Below are 26,274 nucleotides of genomic sequence, written 5' to 3' on the forward strand. Positions count from 1 at the left end.
ACTTTTGAATTGATTGGTTATTCTGACCTAGATGTACATCAGTCTAAAAGTATTAAAAACTGCTTAAAAAGAACTTGAATTTTGCATATCTGCATAGTATACTCTATTCGAAGACAGACGATGAAAACAATGCTGTACACACTGATCTAGTGTACACTTAAAGAGGTGTTGAAATTTGGATTATACAGAAAGACAAAGGAAAATAATAGATATTGTTAAAAAAAGAGGTCCTATTACAGGTGATGAAATCGGAAAAATATTAGAACTCACCAGAGGTGCCCTAAGAACTGACTTTTCTATATTAACTAAAAATAAAATTCTTAATTCCAAGCCTAGAAAAGGATATACATACCTAGGTGAGGGAAATACAAGTGGCAATAAACTAGGAGATAAACAGGTCAAAACTTATATGGGTGTCCCTAGTGTCCTTACTGAAGAATCTACTGTTTATGAGGCTATCGTATCACTTTTTTTAAAGGATACAGGAAGTTTACTCATAGTAAAAGACGGATACCTATCAGGTATAGTATCTAGAAAAGATCTTTTGAAACACGTAATGGGCGGAAAAGAAAATCATAAATCTCCAATTGGTATGATAATGACCAGAATGCCGAATATTATAGTGTGCTTACCCACCGACAGCATACACTCAGCTGCAGAAAAAATGGTCGAACACGAGATAGATTCCATTCCAGTAGTGGAGGAAGACATCCAGGATAAAAAAACAAGATACAAGGTTCTCGGAAAAATTTCCAAAACAACTATAACAAGAATATTTGTAGACGAATTCAAAAAAAAATAGAGGTGGTTAAACTTTGGAGAAATTTACTATACACGTTTTTTCAGACTCTTTCGGAGAATCAGGAGAACAAGTTTCAAAATGTGCTCTCTCTCAATTTGGGTTTGGAGAATATGACATTATAAGGCATTCTCATATAAACAGCCTTGAGAAACTGAACCAAGAATTAAAAATAATAGATGGCGCCGAAAACATCCTGATAGTGCATACTATGATCAATTTAGACCATGTAGAAGTACTCAGCAGCTTTTGCAAAGAGAGAAATTTTAGAAATATAGATCTGCTGAATCCACTGGTAAGTGCAATAGAATCATTCACCAAAAGGTCTCCAAGAAGAGAATCAGGAATATATAAAAAACTTGATGAAAAATACTTCCGTAGAATAGAGGCCATTGAATTTGCGGTAAAATATGATGATGGTAAAGATGCCAGAGGAATATATGAAGCCGACCTCATACTTCTAGGTATATCCAGAACATCTAAGACACCACTTAGCATATACCTTGGAAATAAAAAACATATTAAAGTAATAAACATTCCACTGGTTCCAGAGATGGAAATTCCAAAGGATATATTTAAGGTTCCTAAGAAAAAAATCATAGGTCTTACTAATTCAATCGAAGTTTTAAATAAAATTCGTGAAGAAAGGCTCAAAACTATTGGATTTAAAGAGGGATCAGCTTATTCTTCAATGGGAAGAATCATAGAAGAGATGGATTATGCAGAAAATATAATGAAGAGAATAGGATGTCCTGTTGTGGATGTATCACAAAAAGCAATAGAAGAGACTTCTGAAATCATAATAAATATAATGAAAGAAAACGGATTTAAAATAATTTATTAAAAATATATTAGGAGGGATTATTATGTCACAAAAAAAAATTGTAATCAAATACAAGGAAACTGCTCTTAAAAGAAGAAGAAAAATAATAAAAAACAGTAAGTAATAAATATTTTTACTGAATTTTTTGTTACTATCTTTTATCCAAGGGGGAGTTTGGTATTATGTCAAAATTTGTATACGCATTTGAAGAAGGCAGCAAAGAACTTAAAAACTTACTTGGAGGGAAAGGAGCAAACCTCTCAGAAATGACAAAGATCGGTTTGCCAGTTCCTCCTGGATTTACATTATCTACCGAGGCATGCAACGAATACTATAATAAAGGGAAAATACTCTGGGATGATTTAAAACGTGAAATAGAAGATAATATGAAAAAATTAGAATCAAAAGCAGGTAAAAAATTTGGTTCTGAAAAAAATCCACTTTTAGTTTCAGTAAGGTCTGGTGCAGCAATATCAATGCCTGGAATGATGGATACAGTTCTTAATCTAGGATTAAATGATACAACTGCTGAAGCCATAGCTAAAGAGACTGGGAATGAAAGATTTACGTGGGATTCATACAGAAGATTTATACAGATGTTTTCAGATGTAGTTATGGAAATCCCTAAATACAAATTTGAAATAGCCATCGATGAATTAAAAGAAAGTAAAGGTTATAATCTTGATGTAGATATGACTGCGCAAGACCTAAAAGACCTTGTAAGTCGTTTTAAAAGTATATACATAAAAGAGATAGGAAAAGATTTCCCTGAAGATCCATTTGAGCAGCTTCTTCAGACTATCCTGGCTGTTTTTGATTCTTGGAACAATCCGAGAGCTATAGTATACAGGGAGTTAAATGATATTCCTGGGGATATAGGTACGGGAGTTAATGTGCAGAGTATGGTCTTTGGAAACATGGGTGAAAATTCAGGAACTGGAGTGGCTTTTACAAGAGATCCGGCAACAGGTGAAAACAGTGTCTATGGTGAATATCTTATGAATGCCCAGGGAGAGGATGTAGTCGCTGGTATAAGAACTCCTCACAAAATAGAGAGGCTAAAAGATGACCTACCTGAAGTTTATGAAGAATTTTTAAGGATATGTTCACTTCTAGAAGATCATTATAAAAATATGCAGGATATAGAATTTACAATTGAAAAAGGTAAACTCTATATCCTACAGACTAGAAATGGAAAAAGAACTTCCAGTGCTGCTGTACAGATTGCTGTGGACATGGTGGATGAAGGATTATTAACCAAAGAAGAGGCTGTACTTAGAGTTGATCCTCAGAGTATTAGCCAGATGCTTCACAAGGCTTTTTGTGAAGAAAGTCTCGCTAATGCAAAACCTATCGCAGAGGGACTTCCTGCTTCTCCAGGAGCTGCTAGCGGGAAAGTTTTCTTTAATTCTGAATCAATAAAACTAAACAAAGGCGGTATCCTAGTAAGGCTTGAAACATCTCCTGAGGATATAGAGGGTATGCACGGTTCTGAAGGAATACTAACTGTACGTGGAGGTATGACCTCTCATGCTGCAGTGGTAGCCAGAGGTATGGGTAAATGCTGTGTAAGCGGATGCAGCAATATAAAAATAAATGAAGAGAAAAAAGAGATGATCGTCGGAGACGTAGTCATAAAAGAGGGAGAGTACATCTCCCTAGATGGAACTACCGGAAAAGTTTATCTTGGAAGCATAGAAAAGGAAGAAGCAAGCTTAGGTGGAAGCTTTAAGAAATTTATGGAATGGGCCGATGACATCAGAGTTATGGGAGTCAGAGCAAATGCTGACACTCCTGAAGATTCAGAAGTTGCTGTAAAATTTGGAGCTGAAGGAATAGGTCTTTGCAGAACAGAACACATGTTCTTTGAAGAAAAGAAAATATGGCCTATGAGAGAGATGATTGTGGCAAAAACAACTTATGAAAGAGAGAGAGCCCTTGATAAGCTTTTGCCTCTTCAAAAAGAAGATTTTGTCGGAATCTTTAGAGTCATGGGAAGTAAACCTGTAACTGTAAGACTATTGGACCCACCTCTACATGAATTCCTTCCTAGTAAAGCCGAGGAAATCAAGAGACTTGCCGATGATATGAATTTGGATTTTGATGAATTGAAACAAAGAGTTTCTTCTCTACATGAATTTAACCCTATGCTAGGTCACAGAGGATGCAGACTTGCAGTAACTTATCCTGAAATATATGAGATGCAGGCAAAAGCAATTATCGGAGCAGCTATAAAAGTGAGAGATGAAGGGATAAAAGTAGATCCTGAAATCATGATTCCTCTTGTAGGAGAAGTAAATGAGCTTAAATATGTAAAAAGTAAAGTAGTAGCAGCCATTGAAAAACTTTTTGAAGAGCTCGGTGAAACTATAGAATATAAACTAGGAACAATGATTGAGGTCCCTAGGGCATGTCTGACTTCTGATGAAATCGCAGGAGAAGCTGACTTCTTTAGTTTTGGTACAAATGACCTTACTCAGATAACTTTTGGATTTTCAAGAGATGACTCTCCTAAATTCCTAGGAGAATATAAGTCAAAAGAGATCCTTCCAAGAGATCCATTTGAAAGTGTGGATACAAAGGGAGTAGGGAAACTTATAAAGATGAGTATCGAACTTGGACAAAGTGTCAAAAAAGATATTAAACTCGGAGTTTGCGGTGAACATGGAGGAGACCCTAAGAGTATTGAATTTTTCCACTCTGTGGGTTTAAACTATGTTTCATGCTCTCCTTACAGAGTTCCTGTGGCAAGATTAGCAGCAGCTCAAGCAGAATTAAAAAGCAGAAAAAAATAACTTTTTAAAATAGCCGTTTAACGGCTATTTTTTTATATTAATTTTATATTGTATAAAAGAAGCTTGTAAAAAAAAGAGTATAAATATATTGAGTGTAAAAAAGATATAGAAAAGGAGGAATTATCTTGAAAGAAATAAGGCTAGGAATCCTTGGTTTCGGATCTATAGGTAAATCACTGGTAAATATAATACAGGAAAATCATACACGAATAATGAAAGAATATGGTATCGATCTTATAATAAAGAGAATTTACAGTGAAGAAAAAGAGACGATAAAAGAATATAAATCAAAAGGTTTATTTATAACTGATAATATGGAAGAGGTTATTTTCGGAGAACGAATCGACATTGTCTGTGAGGCTCTAGAAGAAAAAGAAGCTGAATTTGTCAATAAACATATAATAAGAACTTTCAAGGGGAAGAGACCTATGATTATCTCTAGCAGTAAGGCTCTGGCATCAGATATAAAAGAGGTCATAAAGGCCATGTCTGACAACAAGGTGGATATAAGGTACGATGCCTGTGTAGGCGGTGGAATTCCTGTGGCAAAAGTTTTGGAGACTGCTTTTACCGGAGATAAAATAATCGGTATAGGGGGAATTTTCAGTGATGTAAAAACAAGCTATTATTCCATCTCTGAAGATGAAAAAAATACATCTTTTAATTTTATAGATTACGAAACTATGAGCCAGCTTGTAATCCTTGCTCTTTACGGTATGAATACTGTCATAGATTTAAAAAATATGAAAATAGACCCTGTTTCTATTCCTGATGAAGCAGATATTAAAGGGTGCAAACAACTAGGGTATGCTGTAAAAGAAATGGGTATTTTACATAAAATCAATAATGACTTATTTTATTATATCGGAGCTGTGGCAGTTAATACTAAGGATATTTTGGCAAATATATCACAAAAAGATTGTCTGATTTTTTTAGAGGGTGAAAAATACGGAAAACTGGAATTTCTTAGTCAAAATATGGGTGAAATACAGACAGCTTTAGCTATGTTTGACGATCTGATAAATCTTCTAACTCTTAAAAGAAATAAAAACCCTGTAAAAATAGATATTAATGAGATGCCTCCTAAAAAGAAACTGGACGGCAAATATATATTCAGCATTCCATGGTATGACGGAATAAAAGAGTTTATAACAGCAATTTCTTTGGAAGATAATATTCCCATAGAAAATATGTTTAAATTGGAAAAAAGACTGTTTTTAGAAACTAAAAAAGTATCTTGGGATATTAAAGAAGAATTTACAAGACACCTCATGGAAGAAGGTGTCCAAATAAAAATTGCAATTCCTGTATTTTCTTAATGTTGAATTTTAACCTCCACTCCTGTATAATGTAAGAAATTATATTTTAGGAGGATCTTATGATAATAGCATTAGGAGCAGACCACGGAGGATTTGAGCTTAAGGAAAAGATTAAAGAACATCTGATTGAAAAAGGACACGAGATACTAGACCTAGGGGCTCACTCGAAAGAGTCAGTGGACTATCCAGAATTTGGAAGAGCAGTAGGAGAAGCAGTTCTTGATAAAAAAGCAGAGTGCGGAATCATAGTTTGTGGTACTGGTATAGGAATCTCAATAGCAGCCAACAGAATTAAGGGTGTTAGAGCGGCTCTATGTACAGATACCACAATGGCAAAACTTACAAGGCAACACAATGATGCCAATGTCCTAGCGCTAGGAGCGAGAATAATTGGAGATGTACTGGCACTGGATATACTAGATACTTTCCTTTCTACAGAATTTGAAGGTGGAAGACATGCAGTCAGAATAGGTAAATTAGAAGAGAAAAATTGTAAATGTGGATGTAATCATTAATAACAGGAGGAAGATCAATGGCTACAATTTTTACAAAAATAATCAATAGGGAGATACCTGCAGATATAGTTTATGAAGACGAAAATCTCATAGCCTTTAAAGACATTAATCCCCAGGCCCCTATACACATCCTTGTAGTGACAAAAAAAGAGATCCCCACTATAAACGATATAAGCCCTGAGGACCGTGTCCTAATAGGGGAGGCCTACCTTACCCTGGCCAAGATAGCAAAAGACCTCGGAGTAGCTGAAAATGGATATAGAGTGATCACAAACTGTAACAGCTATGGAGGACAAGAAGTTTTTCATCTGCATTTCCATCTTCTTGCGGGAAAACCTTTAGGACCAATGCTAAGCAAATAAAATAGTATCAATGAACAATTAAGAGAAAAGGTCAAAAATACAGTTATTGAAATAACTCTGAAAGAGGGCTTGATTTTCAAGCCCTCTTTTTATTATTATCGGGCATGTAACTTATAATTTAATTTTTCTTACATAAATTAAATTATATAGTTAACAAACCCGGCTTTATTGGAAAATTGTCAATAAATAAGATATGCCAAGTAGAGTATATAAATCATTATAAAAAAGATACCTTCCCATCTCTCTACCTTTCTTCCCTTTCCTGAAAATACGAATAAAAATAAAAGAAGATTCAAGGATATATTTAAAGCTATGTCTAAATTTACCCCATCTAAAAGTGGTATGGGATAGATAATTGAAGATATCCCCAAAACAAATAATATATTAAAAATATTTGACCCAACTACATTTCCGATAGCTATATCAACGTTATTTTTTAATGCAGCAGAGATGGAGGTCGCTAGTTCTGGTAGAGAAGTTCCCATAGAAACTATAGTTAGGCCTATTATCCTTTCTGATATATCCATGGATTTTGCAAGTTTAACTGCAAATATTACGATGACCTTCCCTCCTATTACCAGCATTGCAAAACCCAGTATAGTTAACATGGAAGATTTTAAGACAGTGTATTCTTTTATTTCTATCTTTTCCTCAGACTTGCCAGATTTTACAATAGAGAGTGTATAAGATAAAAATATTATAAAAAAAGATATTAGCACCATACCATCTATTCTTGAAAGTTCTGAAATTTTGTTTTTATCTATCGTAACATCGTTAATCATTATAACCACTAAAACAACAGCCATTAAAGCCATAGGTATCTCTTTCCAGGTGGTACTCGTCTTTACATTAAGATTTTTTAAAACAGAGGTTACCCCGAGTATCACAGCAATATTAAATATGTTACTTCCTATGATGTTTCCCATGGTTATATCACTGGTCTTTTGCAAAGAGCTAAACACATTCACAATTAATTCTGGAGCTGAGGTACCAAATGCAACTACTGTAAGACCAATAACAATATTGGGTATGTTAAACTTTTTGGCTAGGGAAGAAGAACCGTCTACAAGGAAATTTGCACCGTAAATCAATGGAATAAAACCGATCAATAAAAATATTAAATTTTGCATTTCCTGACCCCCTATACAACTCTATGATTCTATTCTTATGTAGTTAAAATAGCATCTTTAAATTCCATTTGATTTTAATTTTCTTCCTCTCTAAAGCTTAAATAAGTAAACACACATTCAATCTCTATGCTTATATTCTATTTATTAAAATCTGAAAATTATTTTTTTAATATAATATTGAGCCATTTTTCATTTTCTCTTCCAAGTCTAACATCTCTAGTAATCCAAATCTTCTCTAAAATAAATTCTGAATTTTCAACAACTTTTTTTATACTAGCTTCATCATAATAATTGAAAAATCTCCCATTTCTAACTTCTTCAAAATCTCCATATTTAAAACTAGCATATAACACACCATTTTCCCTCAAGGCTTTGAAGCAATTGGACAAGACTTTAGAAACTTTATTTTTAGGAATGTGCAGTATAGAGGCACAGGCCCAGATTCCATCAAAGTCATTTTCAAATTTCATTTTAAGCATATCTAATTTTAAGACTTTTTGTTTTATAAATTTTGATGCTCTTTCAATTAACTCATCAGATAAATCAACAGAGGTAACATTATACCCTTTATCTAAAAAATATTTGCTGTCACGACCACTTCCGCAGCCTAAATCAAGAATAAAATCTCCATTATTAAAATAAGATAAAAATTGTTTATATGCTTCATTCATATCAGCTTCAACTGTATTATAAAAAAAATCTTCAGCATTATTGTTGTAATAATCAATAGTCATAAACTTCTCCTAAAACTCATATTTTCTTTTAAAATAGTCCTTTATCCGATAAGTAATCCTTAATTTAATTTCATTTATTAAATCAGAATTCTGATCTATATATTCAAAAAAATCATTTTTTATTTCAAAAGTCCCATTAGATTTGTCATAAAAAAATATTTTACTTGAACTTTTTATTAAAGCGTTAACTGGATTTCCTAAGATATGACTTCTCAATTTTTTGCTAGACCAATTGGTTAAATTTTTATTATTTTTATTATTCAGATCTTTTAAATGTATTCTATTATCATAAAAACTTTTAAAGTTTTTTTCTAAATCTTTAATGGAAACGCTTTTTACTATTTTATCATTAGAAATGAAACTAAGTAGAATTGGCATCTTATAAGACTTAGTCATTTTAGTCTTTTCTAACATCATTAAAAAATCATGTATATTGTTATCAAGCCAATTTTTCTCTTGGTCAGACAAGTCTCCGACATACTTCAAAAAATTAAGCCAACTTTTAAATTCTGTTAAATATATTTTAATCGGATAATTCCCATGAGTGTAGACATCTAAAATAGTTGGCTTCTTTTCAATTTCAGATTTTATCCTAAAATATTCATTTTTTAACTTTTCTTTCAGTGGCTCAGATTTTTCCTTAACACTATTAAAATAGTCAATATATTTCAAATCAAAATTCACGCTACATCCTGAAGGCAGATTCACGTCCAACGGAGATATAATTTTGGATTCTTTTTCTGAAGGTTTGTAATCTCCACTTAAAAATAAAGGTTTTAATATAGCACCTTTATAGTTACCTACAAAATCTAAAACTCTTAACTTTGTTTTACTTTCGGAAGTTCTTAACCCTCTTCCCAATTGCTGAATAAAAATTGTATATGATGTTGTAGGACGCAAAAACATCACAGTATCTATCGATGGTATATCTACACCTTCATTAAATACATCAACAACAAATAATAAATCTAACTTACCATTTTTAAATTTATCAAGTATCTCAGTCCTGGATTTACTTGAAATTTCACCTACAATAAAATCACAATTAATATTCTTATTTTTAAAAAAATTATTCATAAATTTACAATGGTTTACACTTGCACAAAAAGCTACAGTTCTTTTGTTTTTATAAAAAATATATTTTTCATAAATTTGTTCAGCTCTCTCTTTAACCATAAGTCTATTTTCTAGTATATTTAAATCATACTTCCCACTTCTCCAAGGAATCGTATCATATTTTATCTCGTCATAAATTCCAAAATATTCAAATGGTACAAGCCATCCATTATTAATACCTGTTTTCAAATTACATTCATATGCAATATTGTAGTCACATAACTCATAAATATCTCCATTATCAGCTCTATCTGGGGTAGCAGTCAATCCAAGTAAAAATTGAGGTTCAAAATACTCTATAATTTTTCTATATGTCGGGGAATCTGCATGGTGGAATTCATCTACAACAATATAGTCAAAATAATCCTTATCAAAATAATTTTCATTTAAATATCCATTTTTACCCAAGGTGCTTACACTTGCAAAAATAATATCTTTATCCTTATCTTTTGTATCACCCTTGAAAAAACCGTATGCTTTTTCTTTCGAATGTACGTTTTGAAATGATTCCATAGCTTGAATTAAAATTTCTTCTCTATGGGCTATAAATAAAATCTTTTTAAAATTAAGAGAATCAAAAGCCGATAAAAAAGTCTTACCTAATCCTGTGGCAACGATAACCATTGCTTTTTTGAAACCTTCTTCTCTAGTTGCTGAAAGTTCATAAAGTGCTGGTATCTGAAATTTAATTGGCTCTAGAACTTTTGAAGATGGTAAAATATCAAATGAAATATTAGGATTATTTACAAACTCCTTCTCATATTTTCTTAACCACTCAATAGTTAAATCAAAGCTATTTTTTTCATACAACTCCTTAAAATGTTCAACTATTTGTTCAAAAGAATTTTTATTTTCAGTTTTTTTCAGATTATAATTCCACTCTACACCATCAACCAAAGCAGAATAAGATACGTTAGAAGACCCAATAAATACATCACCTTCGGTATCTGAGTATTCAAAAATGTAAGCCTTTGGATGAAAAGAAGTGTTATTGTCATTTTTAAATAATTTAATTTTCTGAAGAGAACTCAGCCTATAAAGTGCATTTGGCTCGGTAATATTCATGTAATTGCTGGTCAGTATTTTTATTTCACAATTCCTTGATTTTGCATTTTCCAGTTCATTAATGAGCAGCTTTATCCCGCTATCTCTTATAAAAGAAACATTAATATATATTTTTTTTGCTTTTCCGATGCACTCAGAAAGAGTTTGATACATATTTTTGCTTTGATTCGTTATTAAATTCATATAATTCGCCTCGAAATATTCATTATCACTGATTTTGTATAGCATAAAATAACTATAATAAATATTACCATAACTAATATTTGATTAACAAGGGGGACTTTATTAAAGATTATCTTATTTTTAATGTTTTCTTTCTATAATATTTATAAAATACAAAAAAAGAGAGGTCGATGAAAAAATCTCTCTTTTTTACAAATTTAATTAATTTTTAAAATCACTGGCGCCCCCAAGGGAACTAGCCTATCCACAAAATCATATTTTATATTCCATTCTAATTGTATAGTGTAAATATAATTTTTTTCTAACTATTAAAAACTGTTAAATTTATTAGAAATTTGATAAAGATATTTATTTTCAAAATAATAACTTAGGTTATTTAATAAAATCATTATCTTTTCCCAGGTATATAATCTATCCCCGGACTATTATTGGGTATATAATCTATTCCAGAAGTATTACTAGGTATATAATCTATTCCAAAACTATTATTTGATATATATCCTAACCCTTTTCTATTTAAAAGTTCTTTAGAAACACTGCCTAAAACATGCTCAATATCAAAATAACTTTGAGCTACTGCACTTTCATATTTTTTTATACCTGCATCTGCAACTATGTACCCTCCAATTGATATCGCAGTAACTACAGCACCTCCAGGAACAATACCAAGAGCTACAGCACAAGTAGCAGCACCCCCAGTAATAGCCGCTCTAACACCTGCTCTAACTGTATCTTCAGTGAATTCATTTAAACTTATTTTTCCTTTTGACAAATAATATATTGTTCTTGTTTCGTCAAATATAAAGGTGGCTAATCCGTAGTTTAAAGACGTTCCGATTAATTTAGTTGAAATATTTACCCCATCTTTAGTTAATGCAGTTACAACATATTTTTCTCCTACTTTTTCTATAATTCCTTCCGAAACATAAACTGCTACATAGGTTGTACCTGTATCTTCTGCAACATTAATTATTGCTTCTTCAATCTCTCGTTCTTCATTGTATACTTTCCATCCATTTCCCACGGTTGATATGAATCCTGCTACAAATGCTGCATTTCTTGCTACTTCTTTTTTACTAAAACTTTTTTGTTGGGGTTCATTTTTTTTCACAAGTTCTTTCGTTGCTAACTTTATTTTATGATCTTGGAAATTCTTACTATAGATCTTCCCCATTTTTTCTCCTAGATTTTCTTTTTCTATAGTTTTTATTGTTGACTTAACAATATTTTCTTTTGTAACAAATTTCTTAGGGATTTTTCTTAATCCATTTTCGATATTTTTTGCTTGCACTGACTCTTTCCCAAAGATTGCACTAGTATTTTTTATTATGTCATCATGGATATATTTAATATCCTGTAGTGCAGAAGTTTTACTATCTAAATAATCCATTAAAATATGATCTGAATAAATTAATCCTGCAAATGCTTTTGCCTGCTTTCTAGGAAGGCCTGTATATTTTATTACTTCATCTGTCATCGCATCAACTTGATTTCTCCATGCTGATACTATTTCCTGTTTTGTGACTCCCTCCTTGATTAAGTTTTGTAAATATTCATTGTGCTCAAATGGAATGCTTCCCGAAAAACCCCAGTGCGCCCAATTTCGATGACCTTCCATACCAAATTTTTTACTTACATCTCCAAAGGGCATTTTATTGATATCATCAACTATGGAGCTTATACTTTTAGCAGCCAACCTTAATTCTTTATTATTCCCGCTACTAAAACCATAATGCTCAATAAAAATATTAGCGTGTTCTTGATTACTCGGAAGAGCTAACGAAAATCTTAAAATTATTAAATGAAAAATTATTAGCGTTACATTTCTTAAAGCCATAGCTCTCTCCTCATCTCATTAAAAAATTCAATTTAATTTATTTCTATTTTCGGCAAAACTTTTAACCACTGCATCTCTAATTTTGATTGGTCTGCAATTTCATTATACAAATTTTCTCCTAAGTAATTTTTAAATTTTTTTGAGTATTTATATAAAGTTGGTGCGTATTTGAGTGTACTGTATATCCAATAAGAGGACTTATCTTCGCAAAATTTAAAGCTGATCTTTTCATTAAATTTTGATTTTTTGAATTAACTTTTCCGAAGTCTCCGTACATAAGTGCTGTTGCGTAAATATTTTCATAGTTCATTGCATAATTTAACGGCAGATCAAAGATTTTTAATCTTGCTATAAAATCAACGTTTCTAAAGCATGACTCTAAATTTTCTTGATATTTATTCAATATTTTTATTTTTAAATAATTTTTATCATAATCTCTATAAAGTATGGACCTTAATTCTTCTAGTTTTGCCCGAGAGTAAAAGTAAAGATTTCTTTCAGTTCGATAATCTCTTATCATTCTATAATAATTTTCTGTGAAAATATCTCTACTATTTTCTTTATAGAATGCGTTATAAATTCTTACAGCGGCATCATTTTCTGTTCTTTTTTTATATTTTTTTTTCTTAGTGTCCCAATAACGATAAAAGCCATCCCAATTTAAATTAAAAAATAAATTATGAAAAGGTATTGCTTCTTTATAAAAATTTGTTACTACATCTCTCTTAGAATAATTCCATGTAATTTTTGAATTATCTTTTAATCCAGTTTTTATATCTACATAATTCCAATAGTAATCGTAATAGTAAGCTACATTCCATGTATTTACGAGATGTAAAAATTTAGCAAAATATAATTCATCTATCTCGTAACCCGGTTTTTTAAATTTTTCAAGAAGCTCTTCCAACTTATAAATTGTTAAATTACTATACTCAATTGCACTATCTGAGTCATATATTGAATTAAGGTAGCTATAAATAATTTCTCTTTGGCTATCATTTAAGTTTAAATTTTTTGTTATCTCATTATTTTTCATAAGATATAGATCATATTCATCCCAGTTATCAGCTAAACATAATATTTCTAAAATTATAATAAAAACTATAATACTTATTTTTCTCATATTCTTCTCCTAAATTTTATTGAATTTAATATCTAAATCTCCCTATAATTCATCTTACTTTTATTTATATTGGTACAATTGTGGTGAACTAGTTCATGAAGTTCGACACACTTATATATAATTTTTAGAATTTTCAAAATGCTAATATTTTAACTATAGTATATTGTCCAAAATTGTCTTGATCTTTCATTCATATTCTCCTCTAATAATTTTTTTTATAAAAGGTAGATCAGCTGCTAAAATATCATAGTTTTGATAATCTTCTGGATTAATCCAATGAATATCTTCATGTTCAATTAATAATACTTCTCCAATATAGTCTCTAATTAAAAATGAGTGTATCCTGACTTTAAAAGTATCATATTCGTGATCACTCGAAATATAGTATTCATGACCTCGTATAGAGATATTAAGTTCTTCCTTTAGTTCTCTTTTCATGCACTCCTCTATAGATTCTCCAACTTCTAATTTCCCTCCTGGGAGTTCCCATTTTCCACCAAATTTTTTATCATAAGGTCTTTTAGCAATCAAAATTTTGTCATTTTTAAAAATTATTCCAGCAGTTACTTCAATCATTGAAATCACCTTTTACTTTTTCATTAAGTTTACTTTTATCAATTTCTAAATCTAAAGCATGCATTTTCCTATGACAGTTAGGACAAAGAGCCGCCACATTTGTTATAGAATCTTCTCCACCATTTGACAACCATTGAATATGATGAACCTCTAAATAAGGTTGTTTATCCTTTGTTAAAAATGGGGCTTCCTCCTCACAAAGTTCACATTTACCCTTTGCTCTTCGTTTTGCATATTCTACAACATGTTGATTTCTTTCATAAGTTGTGGTTTCCACATTCCGTTTACTACTTACTTTTCTTGAATTGGCTATATTTTTTATGAGCTGTTCATCACTTAATTTCCTTATTTTATTTTCTCTTTTTTCTATTATATTTTTTAAATCTTTTAATCGAACTTCTTTTTCTACAGTTTTAAGTTTAAGTGGGAATATCCAAACTCTCCTTGAGTTTCCGTCTGCATCATTTTGTTCTTCTTGAAAAGGATTCTTTACTAGTTTTATTTCTCCCCTAAAAGTATATTCTCCAGCATTAAATACTTCAAACAAATAAACTGTAATTCCATTTTTTCCAGATTCATTTAAAGTTTTATTTTGCATAAATTCTAAAGATTGGTCTCCAGTCTGGCCCATACCAGTATAATACAAAACATCCTCTTCCCATCTATCATCATAAAGAGATTTTGTATGATCTGAAATTATTAATAGACTATTTGTAGTATTACTTTTTCTCATGCCTCCTGAATTCCCACATTTAAAAACATTGTATAAATCCGAATTATTTAATATACCTCCTTGTTTTAATCCAGATGGGGTTATCTTATGAATATTTCTAAAATAAGTATGTGTATCTACCTCTATCCCATCATTATACAAGTACCCATTTTCATAAAGTCCTAATTGCTTAGCTTTTTCTCTTAGAAAAATTCTAGACTGCCTAGGATACTCTACACCACTGCTATCTTCAACTATTGTTGATGTAGAGCCATTTTGATATGAATGAGTGATTATAAAATTTTTACCTTTATGTTTTAATTCTATTTTTTTTACTATTCTGTTCAAAGCCAAACCTCCTTAATTTTTATCTATAATTCACTATATAAAATACTCACTATGGAGTTTTCAAATAACCGATATATAATTCCATGTCTTGATAGTCTTGGAGTATGTATGGACCTACAATTTGATTTTCATCGAGATTTTGATAATCTTGGAGTATGCACAGACCGAGATTTTTCCCCTTATCCTTTAAAATTTTGATAAGTTTATTCATCTCTTTATGATTTGCAGCTATTTTATTTTTATCACTAAAATTTGTATTGAAAACTTGAATAATAAAATAAGCTTTTTTAATATTTCTATTTATGGATTCTTCCAATGTTCCTATCAACCCTGTAAGCAATTGGTATTTAACTCCAGATATATTTTTAGGAATTTCAGTTCCAAATAACTTTTTTAAAATTCCTTCTATTCTTAAGCATTTGTTAGAATCCTGTCCATTTAGCATATCAATTTTAGATTTTAAGTAATAATTAGATAAATCATAATTCCCAAATGACTCATTAACTTTTCCTTCAACAGATATTAAAATATCTTCTGAATCATGAGTAGCTAGTAACAATAAATCATGTACCCTTCCTTGACCGTATTCATCAATTTTTGTTTGATATTCAGGGTATGCAAACTCAATATTAAGATTGGATCCTCTTCCATTTAATAAAAAAAGTTGCTGAATAGAAAGAGATCTATTAATTACGTATTCAGATGCTAATTCATAGGCGCTATAACCTTTTTTCCATTGTTTCATAACGTTTTTAGGCGGGCATTCATTTTTCCAGTCAGTAACATTATTGATTATATTTCCTGTATTTTTATTTTTTATAATCATTTTATTTCTCCTTTAATTTCTATTTGTCCCAGATCATAAATCCCTGATTATATGCTATCTGATAAATAGGAATAATCGTATTTTTCAAGTTTTCTATAAAATACTCCTTAGGAATATTTTTATTTAAGTCCATATATTTACTTATGGTAAAATAATCTTCAATTTCTTTTTTTCCAAAGTTATAATTAAGAGCTGTTTTTAATCCAATGTACTGAATATCACAGTATCTGTCTAAAAATTTATCCAGAGAAGGTAATTTATCACTCTTACTACTATTTATTTCCTTTGTTGTTGGTATTAAATTCCACAATTCGTCATGAAGAACAAAACTCCATGGTACAAAGTGATCAATACTTATAGTATCTTCTGATCCTAAAATTTTATCTGTATAAATGTTGTTTATTTTATTAATTTCAATTACATTTTTCCAGTATTTCTTGGCCCCGGTTAGATTTCTTTTTAGTGGAGCGCAGATTTTAAATGGTATTGCAGGAACATTTGGATTTCTGGTTTGAAGAAAAAAAATGAGTTTATTTAAAATCCATCCCTCCATTATTGCTTGATTTTCAAATATATAGTTGAACCACTTTTCATTAATTTCAATACTTTTTTCTTGCTTATTTATTTTATAAATTCCCATATCCCCTTTATTTGACAATTCCAAAATAATATTGTTTTTATATTGATCCTTTATTCCTGTCAACTCAGGATAGAAAGGGGATAATAGTCTGTACGGAACAAATTTAGAAAACTCTTTTATAAAATAATTTAAGTTTTCATCCTTAATTTCATTTAATTTCCCAATCAACTCTTCTTCCAATATATCTTTTTCAAATCCATAATTGTTGTATAAATAAATTACTACTCTATTTAACTGGTCTATCCCCCCAAAATGTAATTTATATTCAATTAAAGAGTACCAGGATTTTGCAATCATTCTTAAAATTAATTCTTTAAATAAAATTTTTTCTTTCCCATTTTTTATTTCTTCAAAAACCGCATAGAACCAATACAATTTATAACTATTTTGAATATATTTTAAATCCAACATATTAGAAAAAGCTTGGATATTTAATCTTTGACTTATCGGCAATTTAATATATTCCATCTAAACCCTCCAGAATCTTTTCATTGAAACCAATATCCCTTTCAGTAAATAGTATATCCCATTAAACTCCTATAGTCTACGTATATAAGTCATATAAAAAAGTCGGAATAATCCGACTTTCACTTAAACTCTATATTTAAATTCACCCTCTATACTCAGTTTCTGATCTCCATTAAAATCATTTCTATACCTAAACTCTGACGTACTACTTACACTCACCGCTTAAGCTTAATATTATATCAATTAGTTGTTTTTTAATATATAATGAAATTTTCTTCCAACTTTTTTCTTGGAAAAAATCTCCATTTCTACCAGATCACTTAAATCCTTTCTAGCGGTTTCTTGAGAAACCTTATTTAATTTAATATAAAAAGCAATATCAATAAAGCTTTTATCAAATTTAATAACTTTATCTATTAATTTTTCCTGACGATCATTTATTGATAAACCTCTATGCTCAATCTCACTGTAGATAACTTTTTTCAAATATTGTTTTTTAAAATCACCAGTAACTTTTTTTATGCTATCCAAAATCATTTTCGTATAAAAAAGAGCAAAATAGGTGACATCACTTTCATAATCTTCAGAATTTTTTATGGCTTTATAATAGCTGCCTCTTGCTTCGGAAATTATATTAGATATTGAGAAATATTTAAAAAAATCATATCCATTTTGTAAAAGATACATATAAGTTAAAGCACGTGCAGTTCGGCCATTCCCATCATAAAAAGGGTGGACATATACAAAATAATAGTGAAAAATAACAGCTTTTAAAATAGGATGAATTCTCTCATCATCATCCTTACTCATAAATTCAAACAAAGAATCCATCATTTCTTGAACTTTTTCAGCTTCTGGAGGCACATATATCACTGCCTCTAAATTTCTTACTTCATTTTGATCCAGTCGATATTTAGCAACAATTTCATCTTTATCTAAAGTTTCATTTGTTACTATATTATATATTTTTAAAAGAACTTCTTCTGAAATGGCTTCTCCAATATTTCCCAGAATATAAAATAATGCCTGATAATTGTTAAATACCATTTTTTCATCTTTATTTTTAGGTTTCACCTCATTTTCAATCATTTGTTTTGTACGCTTTTTAGTAGTATGGGCGCCTTCTATTACACTTGAATAAAAGGCTTCATCGGTTTGAGCGTCAATAACTACATTTCTTTTAACTTCTTCATCTAATTCTTCAAAAATATTTTTTTTAGCTAAATCATCAATTAAAGCTATTCTTTCTTTCAGTTCTTTTGACAAAACTACAAAAATATTTTTACCCTTTTGATCAATTAAAGGTAATTCAACCGCCTCTTGTTTTCGATATTCCAATAATTCATTCCATTTTACTTCTAGTTCTTCCCCTGGTTTCAAGCGATATAATAGGTCTGTTTTATTCATATAATTTGGTGAATTGTATTTTTCCATAACTATCGCCCCCTCAATTAAATTTAACTCTAAATATTATACTTATTTACTACTAGTTTCCTACTAATTTAATTCTAATTATAAACTTATTTAATAAGTATTCTATCTATATACAATAGAAAAGTCAATCAAAAGCTAAAGATATAAATTAGATGTTTTTCATTTTTAAATTTAAAAAACCAGAGTTTAAAACCCTGATTTTCTAATATTTAAATATATATTTCAAAATTACATAACAATTAATTTGATTTATTAAAACCGATATTCAAATCCACCCTCTATACTAAGTTCCTGATCTCCATTAAAATCATTTCTATATTTAAAGCCTGGCATACACCTTGCCATCACCATTTAGTATTCCCACTTTTAAATCATCCGCTATATTTTCAATTTGAGAGTTACTCACTAAAGTTTTATCTCCAAAAAATTCAACGTTCAGAGCTTTATTTTTAAATTTATCTATAACCTCTATTTTTGATTCTGTATTTTCTATATAGTGATTTCGAAAATATATATTGATTTGAGATACCAGTTTTTCTATATAATTTATAATTTTTTTCTTGGAAAATAAAATCTTTAAAATAAACTTAGGAATAGATGGCAAAGAATTTATAGACTTATCATACAGGTCCAATACCCTGAACAATTTTTCCTCTCCTTTCCCATTCCCTAGCTCAATTTCAGCCTGAACCATCAATTGATAAATGGCATTAAATATATACTGCTTTCCCCCAAATTTTACCACCGCAAAAATTGATCCTACAAACATTATCAAAAATATAAAGTTTCCTATTGTCATAAACTCTTTCATCTTATCCTCTCCTTCAAAAGTTCTATTGCTGTTTTTAAATGTTCCAGAATGCCTTTGTGCACCTCATTATGTGTGCCGCTATACAACTCAAAGTCCTCTTTATCCAATTTTTTCTTATCTAGATATATTTCCACCTTTTTAAGCTCTCCCTGCAATCTCCCGATTTCTCTCCAAAGATATGATGAAATAAAAAACAGTACTGCTATTAGCCCCAATCTTACATCTTTTAATAACAGACCTATTAATGTCATCATTTTATATCCGCCTATCTACAATTTCTCTTATTCCCTGCTTGAGGGCCGTTACTGTTTCAGTGAGCTTTAGTTCTTCTTTATATTTCAGAGAATCTATAAAGCATGATTCTACTATTACACAGGGAGCTTTTGTCTTCCACAGGATATTAGCTCCTCTTTCTTCACTGCCTATTGCTTTAATTCCTCTATCAGGATACTTAAGGTGCTTTACAAGCTTACTCTGTATAATCCCAGCCATCTCCTTTCCAGTCTTGGAGGATTCGCAGTAAAGAACCTCAGTGCCCTGGGCCTTTCCATCTGCAGCATTCAAATGCAACTCAATTACATAATCCGCATTCAACGAGTTAATTTCTTCAGGAAGAGTTCCATACGTGTTTCTTCCTTTCAAAACAATATCTATATCTTTCCAGTCATCGCCTTTAAAAAGCTCTAAGGTCATTTCTAATACGCAGTCATATTCTTTTAGATTCAATCTTCCATTTACTGCTCCAGGATCAACAAACGAATGTCCAGGAACCAATACAACTCTTTTCATATTCCCCCCTATACAAAATACTTTATAGCTTCAGGCATATCTGGATACAAAGTTTCAATTTCTATAGAAATATCGTTGTACTTTCCTGGAAGATCCAACCAAACATTCCTAAATGAATCTCTCACAGCTTTCATTTCCAAAGTTTCTTCAATATCCCCTCTAAGTACTGCCTTATCATAGAGGTCCAATGCGTCAAAATCCTTTTTCCTCTGCAGTCTTGCTTTTGTTTTTTCAGAATCAATTGTTACAGATTTTTCTGTAATATAGTCACCCCTAGTTTTCTCCATTATTGTTCCATCTATAATTTTTTGAGTTTCTGGGTTGTATAAAGTGATTCTCCCATCGAGTAATATTTCATTGGAATTAAGCTGCCTCTGCCCTCTTTCTAATTTCTCTTCTTCAGAGGCTTCTCTTATAGAGTCGCTCTCTTGAAGGTATGTTATGAAATGTGGGAGATCGTCCCCATAAAATTCAATGGCTTTTCCTTCATAATAACTTTTATAATCTTCTCTTGGAGACTCTCTAACTTCATATACTAACGACATCCCTGTCTTTGCTTTATTCCTATCCAGATAGATATATCTCATTACGCTGTCCTCCTCCAAATGTTAACTGCTCTATAACTATTTAAGACACTAAAAGCAGCTCCACTTCCTTGATAGTCTGTATAAGGTGAAGCTATTCCAGTACTTTCCCCTCCACTTGATGAGGTGTGAGGAAATCTTGCTGATACTGAGTTTTCCTGATAGAATCTAGAACCTGCTCCGCTCGCCGAAGTATATCCATAGTCCTCGACATAGGATGAACTTCTCTCTCCCGATAATTTACCTGTTTGATGATAATGAAGTGGCTGAGTGTGGTTATGAGAGTTAACCTGATGCCTATGTGAAGGTATATTTGTAACTGAAAGTGTTAACTGAGAAACGCCATCTTCCTGTCCCACTCTATAAACTGATCCATCAGCACCAAACAACATCCTTCCCTCAAGCTTTTCCCAAGTAGTTTCTATCCATTTTACAGCTGGATTTTCTGAGCTTTCTGTTATCCAGTAATCACCTATACCGTAATAACAATCGGAAGTTTTAAAAGTTGTGGCAAGACCGTCCTTTAATGCCTTTGAAGTTGCTATGACATTACTATCATCTAATGAATAACTATCAGATTTATTTTTATTAAACCCACTATTTTTATTGAATTCATCCTCTTTAGTTGCCAGCCCATCAGCAAGATCTTTTATAGTTACATAGACATTACTCTGATCTATGATTGCATTTATAGTAGTTGCATTAGAAATATAAGTAACCAAGTCCTCTACCCGCTCAATCACACCACTTCCTTCTCCTGGGATTAGATCTGGATCATCAGTATTGCAATATGAATAGAGCACTTCTATACCATCTTCTCCACGAGCAAAGACACCTATCTCTTTCAGATAAGTATCAGAAACTATCCCTGCATTATCAAATGCAACTCTCACCCTAAATTTCCCGGCCTCTAACACTGTAGTACTTGTTATATTCAGGACCTTAAATGAAACTTTAAGCCCTGTCAGTTCTTCAGGCAGCTCTTCTGGAAAAATATCTCCACTCCCTATTTCAACCTTGGTAAAAGTTATGAGTTCCTGTGCTATGATAGCTCTGGCAAGCAGCTCTTTTCCTTTATTGGTTAATATCATTCCTGTATACTTAGCCATTTAGTCCTCCTAAATATTGATCAAAGTCCGACACCACCTGTTCACCTAAGGGAATTTTTTCAAATATCGAAGAATGTAAAGTCATTCCATAGTAGCTATTTTCTTCCCACTGGTTGCTGACTAGTATCCCCTCAAGGTAGCTTCTTTCATTTTTTGTCATATTGATTGCTTTATATATCTCTTCCAATTTCTCGCCAGTTGGAGAAATTGTTCCAACTAATTTAAAATGATAAGGAGACCCGTTATATTCCTGCCATTCCATTAGCTGAAAATCTCCATGAATATCTTTTATGGTCTTCTCTACTGCATATCTGGTTCCCTTGGTTTTTCTGACTATATATGATGTTTCAACCAACTTTGATTTTATGTCCTTGGAAAAAGTCTGCTCATAACCCTCTGTCTTCCATTGATAAGCCAATTCATCTAATACTGCTTCATTTAAATTTTTAAAGTCTCCATAAAGGAATAAATTTTCCTCTCTTTGATTAATAAGATCAATCTCCTCCTGGATAACTTGGGCTATTATCTGGACCTCTTTTTCTTCTTGTAAAAAATGAGGAAGGAGTCTCAAGAAAGCAATATCACCTATCTTAATCATCCTCTGTACCCCCGTAATTTATATTTACAGTGACTTCCTTAGCCACTTCAAAAGAATCCACAACAGTAAAGCTAGGACTGATTATTTCCACTCTCTTTGCTCCGGCACTCCTCACCAGATAATTGAGTTCCGTAGGATTTATGTCCCTTTTTAAAGCTGCCTTTTGCCAGGAGATATATTCATCAACTGCATCATTGACTTTATTCTGTATCTCATTTACCAGCCCGATATTCTTACTTGAAATATAATAAGTAAAATCTATATCGTAATTTACTTGAGCAGGCTTACTAACGACTAAATTATCTGTTAAAGGCCTTCTCTTATCTGCATTGCAAATAGTCATCACTTCATCCAGGACACTGTCAGTAGGCAGCTCTCCTCCTGTCATGAGAGGAGTTATCCTTACCGTTCCCGGAGTTGTCATTTCTACATTTACATCTATAATTTCCTGATTCGCTGTCATTGCCCAGTACACATAACCATCTCCAGGACCAGCTGTTGAAAACTTACTTGGTGCCTCTCTTATTCTTTCCTTTAGGCTGTCGTCAGATTCCAGTTCAGCTCCTCCCTGGGAACTTTCTAAATTTACTACTGATTTAAAAAATGGAAATGGATCTACTATCTTGCTGATTTGTCCAGGAAGATATCCGTTACCTATTTCTCCAGCCACAGTGCAATAAGCTTTTATATCTTTGATGGTTTCTCCAGGTTTAAATTCAAAGTATGAAGTCAGAAAGTATATATCATTTCCAGGAGTTACTCTCACTGGATTGACTGCAATAAGAGAGTCTTTAGCTTCTTCTATTTCAAATCTGAGAAGCACACTTGCCGGCTTTGGATCAAGTATTTCTGTGTCAGTAAAAGCTCCTATTTCTCTAGCATAGTCTCCTTTAGTGTATCTCAGGAGATTCATTTTAAGGCCCTCATTAGTTGCTTCATTTCTTATTAACAGTGCATAGGCTACAGCCTGAAAAATCCACCTTCTCTCATCTGAAAGAGTTAAAGTATCACCACTTAATTCTTGGTATCTATTAACCATTCGAGAGAGTATCTCTTCTTCAGTTTCATTGTGTATATTCAAATCACTCAACGATACTCACCTCCACACAAGGTTTTAAAATTCCCCTTTGATGATCTGCCTCATATGTCACCTTGTGAACTTTAAGTCTCGGCTCATACTTCTCAAACTGCTTCTTGATATTTATTATCTCACTTGCTTTCGTAATTGGAGAATCCACTACATCTCCATTTATTCCTATTGCTCTTCCTAGAACGACTTCACCGTTTATTACTGAAAGTATATTGGCTCCATTTTGCAAAATTCTCTCTGTTCCCTTAGCCTTGAGATTGACTCTATTATCTGCTTCCAATGTATATGTCATCTCTACCGCCCCTCTACTGCTCCTTGATTAAAATCTTTTTTGACAGTTGTCTGCTCTACCTGATTTTTAGATTTAATGATTACACCAATATCTTGTGTGATCTCTTCCAAATATTCTTCCAGACTGAGTGACATATCTATTTTTCTTACTTTCCCATTATTAGATATATACTCATATCCAGCATCGTATGAGATTATTACATATTCCCCGCTGCCAATAAGATCTCCACCCAAAATAAAATCAAGTACTTCACCGTCATTCATATAATTATCTATTTTTTTTAAAAGTTCTCTGGGTTCAATTCCAAAGTCACTTCTTAAAGTAATATTCAAATTTATTTTATTGTTTTCCAGATCTAAAAGTTCTAAAGATGGTTTATTTCTTCTTCTGCTATGCTTTTCATAATTGGCTGCTCCCCCTTGTTTGAGGTTTAAAAAATTTAAAATTTCTGTTGTGTTCCCATCAAAGGAAACATTAAAGGGAATATCTCCAAGTATTCCAATCATTATTACACCTCTTTTTATTACAATTTAATTTGTTTTAAAAAAAATGATTTAATATTAAATAATTATAGGACTTTAATTTTTAGTCAATGAATAACCATTTGTTGACCAAATAATATTAGCCTAAAGGTGGTGTAGTATTCTTATTCAAGCTGTCTTTATGTAGATGGTCATCTATATCTCCCTTATCTGTTTTAATCACTGGAGAATAAATATCTACTCCTGTCACCTTTTGCTTAAAAGTCGTTTCAGCATCTACTTCCAAACTCACTGCTTTTATTTTTATTCCCTTAGCTGCGGTTATATTTACATCACCTATACAGCTGACCTCCAGAATCTTACTTTCTAAGTCATATTTGACCTTTGTTCCATCAGGGAAGATAATATATTTAATCTTGCCTGTTTCTCCTGGGAGGTTTATTCCTGAATAATAACTTCCAACTATAAATCCAACACTTGGAGCATGAGGCAGAAATATACATACGACGTCTTCCCCTATGCTGGGTATGGAATAATCCTTTTCTTTGTTACTATGCTCTAGGAGAACTTTAAGCTCTTTAGATATAATTCCAGGGGCATCATCAAATTCAACTCTTGCACTGCACTCTTTATAATTTATAGATGATATCTTTCCGGTCCTTATAAATCTAAACTCCATTAAAAATCCAGCCTCCTTCTTGCTGCTATGCTGCACTTATATCCACTGTCTAAACTGTGAGTTACCGAAGTAATTAAGTATATCCCGTCATACCTTCCAAACCCTGTGGCCTTGGCAGTTATCCCAGCAAGATATCCGGGATCTCCCATTTGATCAATTCTTATCTGGGTTTCATTTTTATTTTTATTTCTCAATAATTTCTTGGCTCTTTCCCTTAAATACTTCTCTTTCTCCTCTTTTGATACTCCTGTTACTCCGGTGTCTACATTTTTATAATAGACTTTTCCGGTTCTCACTTTATAAAAAGAACTTGCAGGCGCCTCATACCTTCCTTTGATCTGCACTCCCAGTATGGGGTCATAAAATGTAATCTCACATGCATCATATACATCCAAGTCATCACACTGAATTTCATAACTTCTAAGGTCCTCTTTTGAGAAAGTAGCAACTGTCTCTCTGTCCTCATATTTTTTATCATCAAAAATTATTAATTGTTCCGCTGTAATTTTGATTGTAAACCCATGTTCTTTTACAATCCTTGATAGAAGTTGGGCATCGCTCTCTTTCACCTGATCAATCTTTTCATAAATAAACTCTTCGTCACAGTCATAAAACAGATTCATGGAGTATCTCTCAGATATTTCCTGAGCTATCTCTTTTAAAGAAATATTTTCCCAGGTATTGTCCCTGTACACTCCCTTTAAATCTTTGGTTATATCTATTGAGTTTCCAGAAACAGTAATCATATCGGGAGCTCCACTGAAAGAGATATCATCCACGATAAAGGTTCCACATTTTAATACTCTGCTGTCCCCTTGATGCTTCCAGTTAAGAACGCCTATATCGATTTGAAACCTGTCTCCCTTTAATATGGCCCATTCCTTAATCCATTTGTCACCCAAGAGAGTAAACGAGGCAGTATCAGCCTTATCCAAGTTATCTGTATAAGACAATCCTTTAAAATACGGGGTCAGGTCTCCTGTAATATCCTTCCCCTCATAAATAATTTTCACATAGCTTCTTCTGGCCTTCATT

The 26,274-nt window shown here is 31.8% G+C and carries 27 protein-coding genes; 6 read left to right on the top strand and 21 right to left on the bottom strand.

Translation table 11 applies throughout. From position 1 onward, the window contains the following. Nucleotides 1-175 precede the first annotated feature (175 nt). The 6 genes from ILYOP_RS05065 to ILYOP_RS05090 all read left to right on the top strand — a co-directional run bounded on the left by ILYOP_RS05065 (nucleotide 176) and on the right by ILYOP_RS05090 (nucleotide 6,613). A complete protein-coding gene (locus tag ILYOP_RS05065; RefSeq protein WP_013387450.1) occupies nucleotides 176-802 on the top strand; it encodes a CBS domain-containing protein in 627 nt (208 codons plus the stop codon). 13 nt (nucleotides 803-815) lie between these two features. Then, the gene (locus ILYOP_RS05070) at nucleotides 816-1,643 is read left to right on the top strand and encodes a pyruvate, water dikinase regulatory protein (protein ID WP_013387451.1); all 828 of its coding nucleotides are present in this window, start codon (nucleotides 816-818) and stop codon (nucleotides 1,641-1,643) included. Nucleotides 1,644-1,804: 161 nt separating this feature from the next. After that, the gene (gene ppdK, locus ILYOP_RS05075) at nucleotides 1,805-4,417 is read left to right on the top strand and encodes a pyruvate, phosphate dikinase (protein ID WP_013387452.1); all 2,613 of its coding nucleotides are present in this window, start codon (nucleotides 1,805-1,807) and stop codon (nucleotides 4,415-4,417) included. 125 nt (nucleotides 4,418-4,542) lie between these two features. After that, nucleotides 4,543-5,736, top strand: coding sequence for a homoserine dehydrogenase NAD-binding protein (locus ILYOP_RS05080; RefSeq protein ID WP_013387453.1), 1,194 nt, complete (start codon nucleotides 4,543-4,545; stop codon nucleotides 5,734-5,736). A 59-nt stretch (nucleotides 5,737-5,795) separates the two neighbouring features. Next, the gene (gene rpiB / locus ILYOP_RS05085; protein ID WP_013387454.1) at nucleotides 5,796-6,251 is read left to right on the top strand and encodes a ribose 5-phosphate isomerase B; all 456 of its coding nucleotides are present in this window, start codon (nucleotides 5,796-5,798) and stop codon (nucleotides 6,249-6,251) included. A gap of 17 nt (nucleotides 6,252-6,268) precedes the next feature. Continuing rightward, nucleotides 6,269-6,613, top strand: coding sequence for a histidine triad nucleotide-binding protein (locus ILYOP_RS05090; protein ID WP_013387455.1), 345 nt, complete (start codon nucleotides 6,269-6,271; stop codon nucleotides 6,611-6,613). Nucleotides 6,614-6,792: 179 nt separating this feature from the next. On the opposite strand, the gene ILYOP_RS05095 is transcribed toward ILYOP_RS05090, so the two are convergent. The 21 genes from ILYOP_RS05095 to ILYOP_RS05195 form a co-directional block, all read right to left on the bottom strand. Beyond that, the gene (locus ILYOP_RS05095; RefSeq protein WP_013387456.1) at nucleotides 6,793-7,743 is read right to left on the bottom strand and encodes a calcium/sodium antiporter; all 951 of its coding nucleotides are present in this window, start codon (nucleotides 7,741-7,743) and stop codon (nucleotides 6,793-6,795) included. Nucleotides 7,744-7,901: 158 nt separating this feature from the next. Then, nucleotides 7,902-8,477, bottom strand: coding sequence for a class I SAM-dependent methyltransferase (locus tag ILYOP_RS05100; RefSeq protein ID WP_013387457.1), 576 nt, complete (start codon nucleotides 8,475-8,477; stop codon nucleotides 7,902-7,904). 9 nt (nucleotides 8,478-8,486) lie between these two features. Further along, complete coding sequence (locus tag ILYOP_RS05105; RefSeq protein WP_187288101.1) at nucleotides 8,487-10,841, bottom strand: DEAD/DEAH box helicase family protein; 2,355 nt, start codon at nucleotides 10,839-10,841, stop codon at nucleotides 8,487-8,489. Between the two features lie 388 nt (nucleotides 10,842-11,229). Next, nucleotides 11,230-12,678, bottom strand: a complete 1,449-nt coding sequence (locus ILYOP_RS05110; protein WP_013387459.1) for a hypothetical protein — start codon at nucleotides 12,676-12,678, stop codon at nucleotides 11,230-11,232. Nucleotides 12,679-12,796: 118 nt separating this feature from the next. Further along, entirely contained in the window at nucleotides 12,797-13,801 is a 1,005-nt protein-coding gene (locus ILYOP_RS05115) for a hypothetical protein (RefSeq protein ID WP_013387460.1), read from the bottom strand. Nucleotides 13,802-13,987: 186 nt separating this feature from the next. Beyond that, nucleotides 13,988-14,377 (bottom strand): (deoxy)nucleoside triphosphate pyrophosphohydrolase, encoded by a 390-nt coding sequence (locus ILYOP_RS05120; protein ID WP_013387461.1) that lies wholly within the window; start codon nucleotides 14,375-14,377, stop codon nucleotides 13,988-13,990. After that, a complete protein-coding gene (locus ILYOP_RS05125) occupies nucleotides 14,370-15,437 on the bottom strand; it encodes an HNH endonuclease (RefSeq protein WP_013387462.1) in 1,068 nt (355 codons plus the stop codon). The genes ILYOP_RS05120 and ILYOP_RS05125 overlap by 8 nt, the downstream gene beginning before the upstream one ends. Nucleotides 15,438-15,486: 49 nt before the next feature. Then, nucleotides 15,487-16,263, bottom strand: a complete 777-nt coding sequence (locus ILYOP_RS05130; RefSeq protein WP_013387463.1) for a DUF6946 family protein — start codon at nucleotides 16,261-16,263, stop codon at nucleotides 15,487-15,489. 19 nt (nucleotides 16,264-16,282) lie between these two features. Continuing rightward, nucleotides 16,283-17,371: an HNH endonuclease domain-containing protein gene (locus ILYOP_RS05135; RefSeq protein ID WP_013387464.1), complete on the bottom strand. Its 1,089-nt coding sequence runs from the start codon at nucleotides 17,369-17,371 to the stop codon at nucleotides 16,283-16,285. A gap of 243 nt (nucleotides 17,372-17,614) precedes the next feature. After that, on the bottom strand, nucleotides 17,615-18,805 hold the full coding sequence (locus ILYOP_RS05140; RefSeq protein WP_013387465.1) for a Fic family protein: 1,191 nt from the start codon (nucleotides 18,803-18,805) through the stop codon (nucleotides 17,615-17,617). Nucleotides 18,806-19,124: 319 nt separating this feature from the next. After that, nucleotides 19,125-19,616, bottom strand: coding sequence for a hypothetical protein (locus ILYOP_RS05145; RefSeq protein ID WP_013387466.1), 492 nt, complete (start codon nucleotides 19,614-19,616; stop codon nucleotides 19,125-19,127). Further along, nucleotides 19,613-19,870, bottom strand: coding sequence for a hypothetical protein (locus ILYOP_RS05150; RefSeq protein ID WP_013387467.1), 258 nt, complete (start codon nucleotides 19,868-19,870; stop codon nucleotides 19,613-19,615). The genes ILYOP_RS05145 and ILYOP_RS05150 overlap by 4 nt, the downstream gene beginning before the upstream one ends. A 1-nt stretch (nucleotide 19,871) precedes the next feature. Continuing rightward, the gene (locus tag ILYOP_RS15130; protein WP_013387468.1) at nucleotides 19,872-20,405 is read right to left on the bottom strand and encodes an N-acetylmuramoyl-L-alanine amidase; all 534 of its coding nucleotides are present in this window, start codon (nucleotides 20,403-20,405) and stop codon (nucleotides 19,872-19,874) included. An 8-nt stretch (nucleotides 20,406-20,413) separates the two neighbouring features. Next, nucleotides 20,414-20,992: a hypothetical protein gene (locus ILYOP_RS05160; protein WP_013387469.1), complete on the bottom strand. Its 579-nt coding sequence runs from the start codon at nucleotides 20,990-20,992 to the stop codon at nucleotides 20,414-20,416. Continuing rightward, nucleotides 20,992-22,098 carry a phage baseplate protein gene (locus ILYOP_RS05165; protein ID WP_013387470.1) on the bottom strand — a complete coding sequence of 369 codons (1,107 nt, stop codon included), beginning with the start codon at nucleotides 22,096-22,098 and terminating at the stop codon, nucleotides 20,992-20,994. The genes ILYOP_RS05160 and ILYOP_RS05165 overlap by 1 nt, the downstream gene beginning before the upstream one ends. Further along, on the bottom strand, nucleotides 22,091-22,696 hold the full coding sequence (locus tag ILYOP_RS05170) for a phage tail protein I (protein ID WP_013387471.1): 606 nt from the start codon (nucleotides 22,694-22,696) through the stop codon (nucleotides 22,091-22,093). Before ILYOP_RS05170 ends, ILYOP_RS05165 begins: the two co-directional genes overlap by 8 nt. Further along, nucleotides 22,689-23,786 (bottom strand): baseplate assembly protein, encoded by a 1,098-nt coding sequence (locus ILYOP_RS05175; protein ID WP_013387472.1) that lies wholly within the window; start codon nucleotides 23,784-23,786, stop codon nucleotides 22,689-22,691. The genes ILYOP_RS05170 and ILYOP_RS05175 overlap by 8 nt, the downstream gene beginning before the upstream one ends. Further along, nucleotides 23,779-24,078: a hypothetical protein gene (locus ILYOP_RS05180; RefSeq protein WP_013387473.1), complete on the bottom strand. Its 300-nt coding sequence runs from the start codon at nucleotides 24,076-24,078 to the stop codon at nucleotides 23,779-23,781. The genes ILYOP_RS05175 and ILYOP_RS05180 overlap by 8 nt, the downstream gene beginning before the upstream one ends. 2 nt (nucleotides 24,079-24,080) lie before the next feature. Next, nucleotides 24,081-24,584, bottom strand: a complete 504-nt coding sequence (locus ILYOP_RS15135; RefSeq protein WP_013387474.1) for a phage tail protein — start codon at nucleotides 24,582-24,584, stop codon at nucleotides 24,081-24,083. 115 nt (nucleotides 24,585-24,699) lie between these two features. Continuing rightward, nucleotides 24,700-25,239: a phage baseplate assembly protein V gene (locus ILYOP_RS05190; protein ID WP_013387475.1), complete on the bottom strand. Its 540-nt coding sequence runs from the start codon at nucleotides 25,237-25,239 to the stop codon at nucleotides 24,700-24,702. After that, nucleotides 25,239-26,273 carry a phage late control D family protein gene (locus ILYOP_RS05195; RefSeq protein ID WP_013387476.1) on the bottom strand — a complete coding sequence of 345 codons (1,035 nt, stop codon included), beginning with the start codon at nucleotides 26,271-26,273 and terminating at the stop codon, nucleotides 25,239-25,241. Before ILYOP_RS05195 ends, ILYOP_RS05190 begins: the two co-directional genes overlap by 1 nt. Nucleotide 26,274 lies beyond the last annotated feature (1 nt).

The organism is Ilyobacter polytropus DSM 2926 (genome assembly GCF_000165505.1).
Taxonomy (GTDB): domain Bacteria; phylum Fusobacteriota; class Fusobacteriia; order Fusobacteriales; family Fusobacteriaceae; genus Ilyobacter; species Ilyobacter polytropus.

What these genes read in the sequence shown, in the direction of transcription:
- ppdK (WP_013387452.1), top strand. Translation starts at nt 1,805, where the DNA reads ATGTCAAAATTTGTATACGCATTTGAAGAAGGCAGCAAAGAACTTAAA.
- rpiB (WP_013387454.1), top strand. Translation starts at nt 5,796, where the DNA reads ATGATAATAGCATTAGGAGCAGACCACGGAGGATTTGAGCTTAAGGAA.
- ILYOP_RS05090 (WP_013387455.1), top strand. Translation starts at nt 6,269, where the DNA reads ATGGCTACAATTTTTACAAAAATAATCAATAGGGAGATACCTGCAGAT.
- ILYOP_RS05095 (WP_013387456.1), bottom strand. Translation starts at nt 7,743, where the DNA reads ATGCAAAATTTAATATTTTTATTGATCGGTTTTATTCCATTGATTTAC.
- ILYOP_RS05100 (WP_013387457.1), bottom strand. Translation starts at nt 8,477, where the DNA reads ATGACTATTGATTATTACAACAATAATGCTGAAGATTTTTTTTATAAT.
- ILYOP_RS05105 (WP_187288101.1), bottom strand. Translation starts at nt 10,841, where the DNA reads ATGAATTTAATAACGAATCAAAGCAAAAATATGTATCAAACTCTTTCT.
- ILYOP_RS05110 (WP_013387459.1), bottom strand. Translation starts at nt 12,678, where the DNA reads ATGGCTTTAAGAAATGTAACGCTAATAATTTTTCATTTAATAATTTTA.
- ILYOP_RS05115 (WP_013387460.1), bottom strand. Translation starts at nt 13,801, where the DNA reads ATGAGAAAAATAAGTATTATAGTTTTTATTATAATTTTAGAAATATTA.
- ILYOP_RS05120 (WP_013387461.1), bottom strand. Translation starts at nt 14,377, where the DNA reads ATGATTGAAGTAACTGCTGGAATAATTTTTAAAAATGACAAAATTTTG.
- ILYOP_RS05130 (WP_013387463.1), bottom strand. Translation starts at nt 16,263, where the DNA reads ATGATTATAAAAAATAAAAATACAGGAAATATAATCAATAATGTTACT.
- ILYOP_RS05135 (WP_013387464.1), bottom strand. Translation starts at nt 17,371, where the DNA reads ATGGAATATATTAAATTGCCGATAAGTCAAAGATTAAATATCCAAGCT.
- ILYOP_RS05140 (WP_013387465.1), bottom strand. Translation starts at nt 18,805, where the DNA reads ATGGAAAAATACAATTCACCAAATTATATGAATAAAACAGACCTATTA.
- ILYOP_RS05145 (WP_013387466.1), bottom strand. Translation starts at nt 19,616, where the DNA reads ATGAAAGAGTTTATGACAATAGGAAACTTTATATTTTTGATAATGTTT.
- ILYOP_RS05150 (WP_013387467.1), bottom strand. Translation starts at nt 19,870, where the DNA reads ATGATGACATTAATAGGTCTGTTATTAAAAGATGTAAGATTGGGGCTA.
- ILYOP_RS15130 (WP_013387468.1), bottom strand. Translation starts at nt 20,405, where the DNA reads ATGAAAAGAGTTGTATTGGTTCCTGGACATTCGTTTGTTGATCCTGGA.
- ILYOP_RS05160 (WP_013387469.1), bottom strand. Translation starts at nt 20,992, where the DNA reads ATGAGATATATCTATCTGGATAGGAATAAAGCAAAGACAGGGATGTCG.
- ILYOP_RS05165 (WP_013387470.1), bottom strand. Translation starts at nt 22,098, where the DNA reads ATGGCTAAGTATACAGGAATGATATTAACCAATAAAGGAAAAGAGCTG.
- ILYOP_RS05170 (WP_013387471.1), bottom strand. Translation starts at nt 22,696, where the DNA reads ATGATTAAGATAGGTGATATTGCTTTCTTGAGACTCCTTCCTCATTTT.
- ILYOP_RS05180 (WP_013387473.1), bottom strand. Translation starts at nt 24,078, where the DNA reads ATGACATATACATTGGAAGCAGATAATAGAGTCAATCTCAAGGCTAAG.
- ILYOP_RS15135 (WP_013387474.1), bottom strand. Translation starts at nt 24,584, where the DNA reads ATGATTGGAATACTTGGAGATATTCCCTTTAATGTTTCCTTTGATGGG.
- ILYOP_RS05190 (WP_013387475.1), bottom strand. Translation starts at nt 25,239, where the DNA reads ATGGAGTTTAGATTTATAAGGACCGGAAAGATATCATCTATAAATTAT.
- ILYOP_RS05195 (WP_013387476.1), bottom strand. Translation starts at nt 26,273, where the DNA reads ATGAAGGCCAGAAGAAGCTATGTGAAAATTATTTATGAGGGGAAGGAT.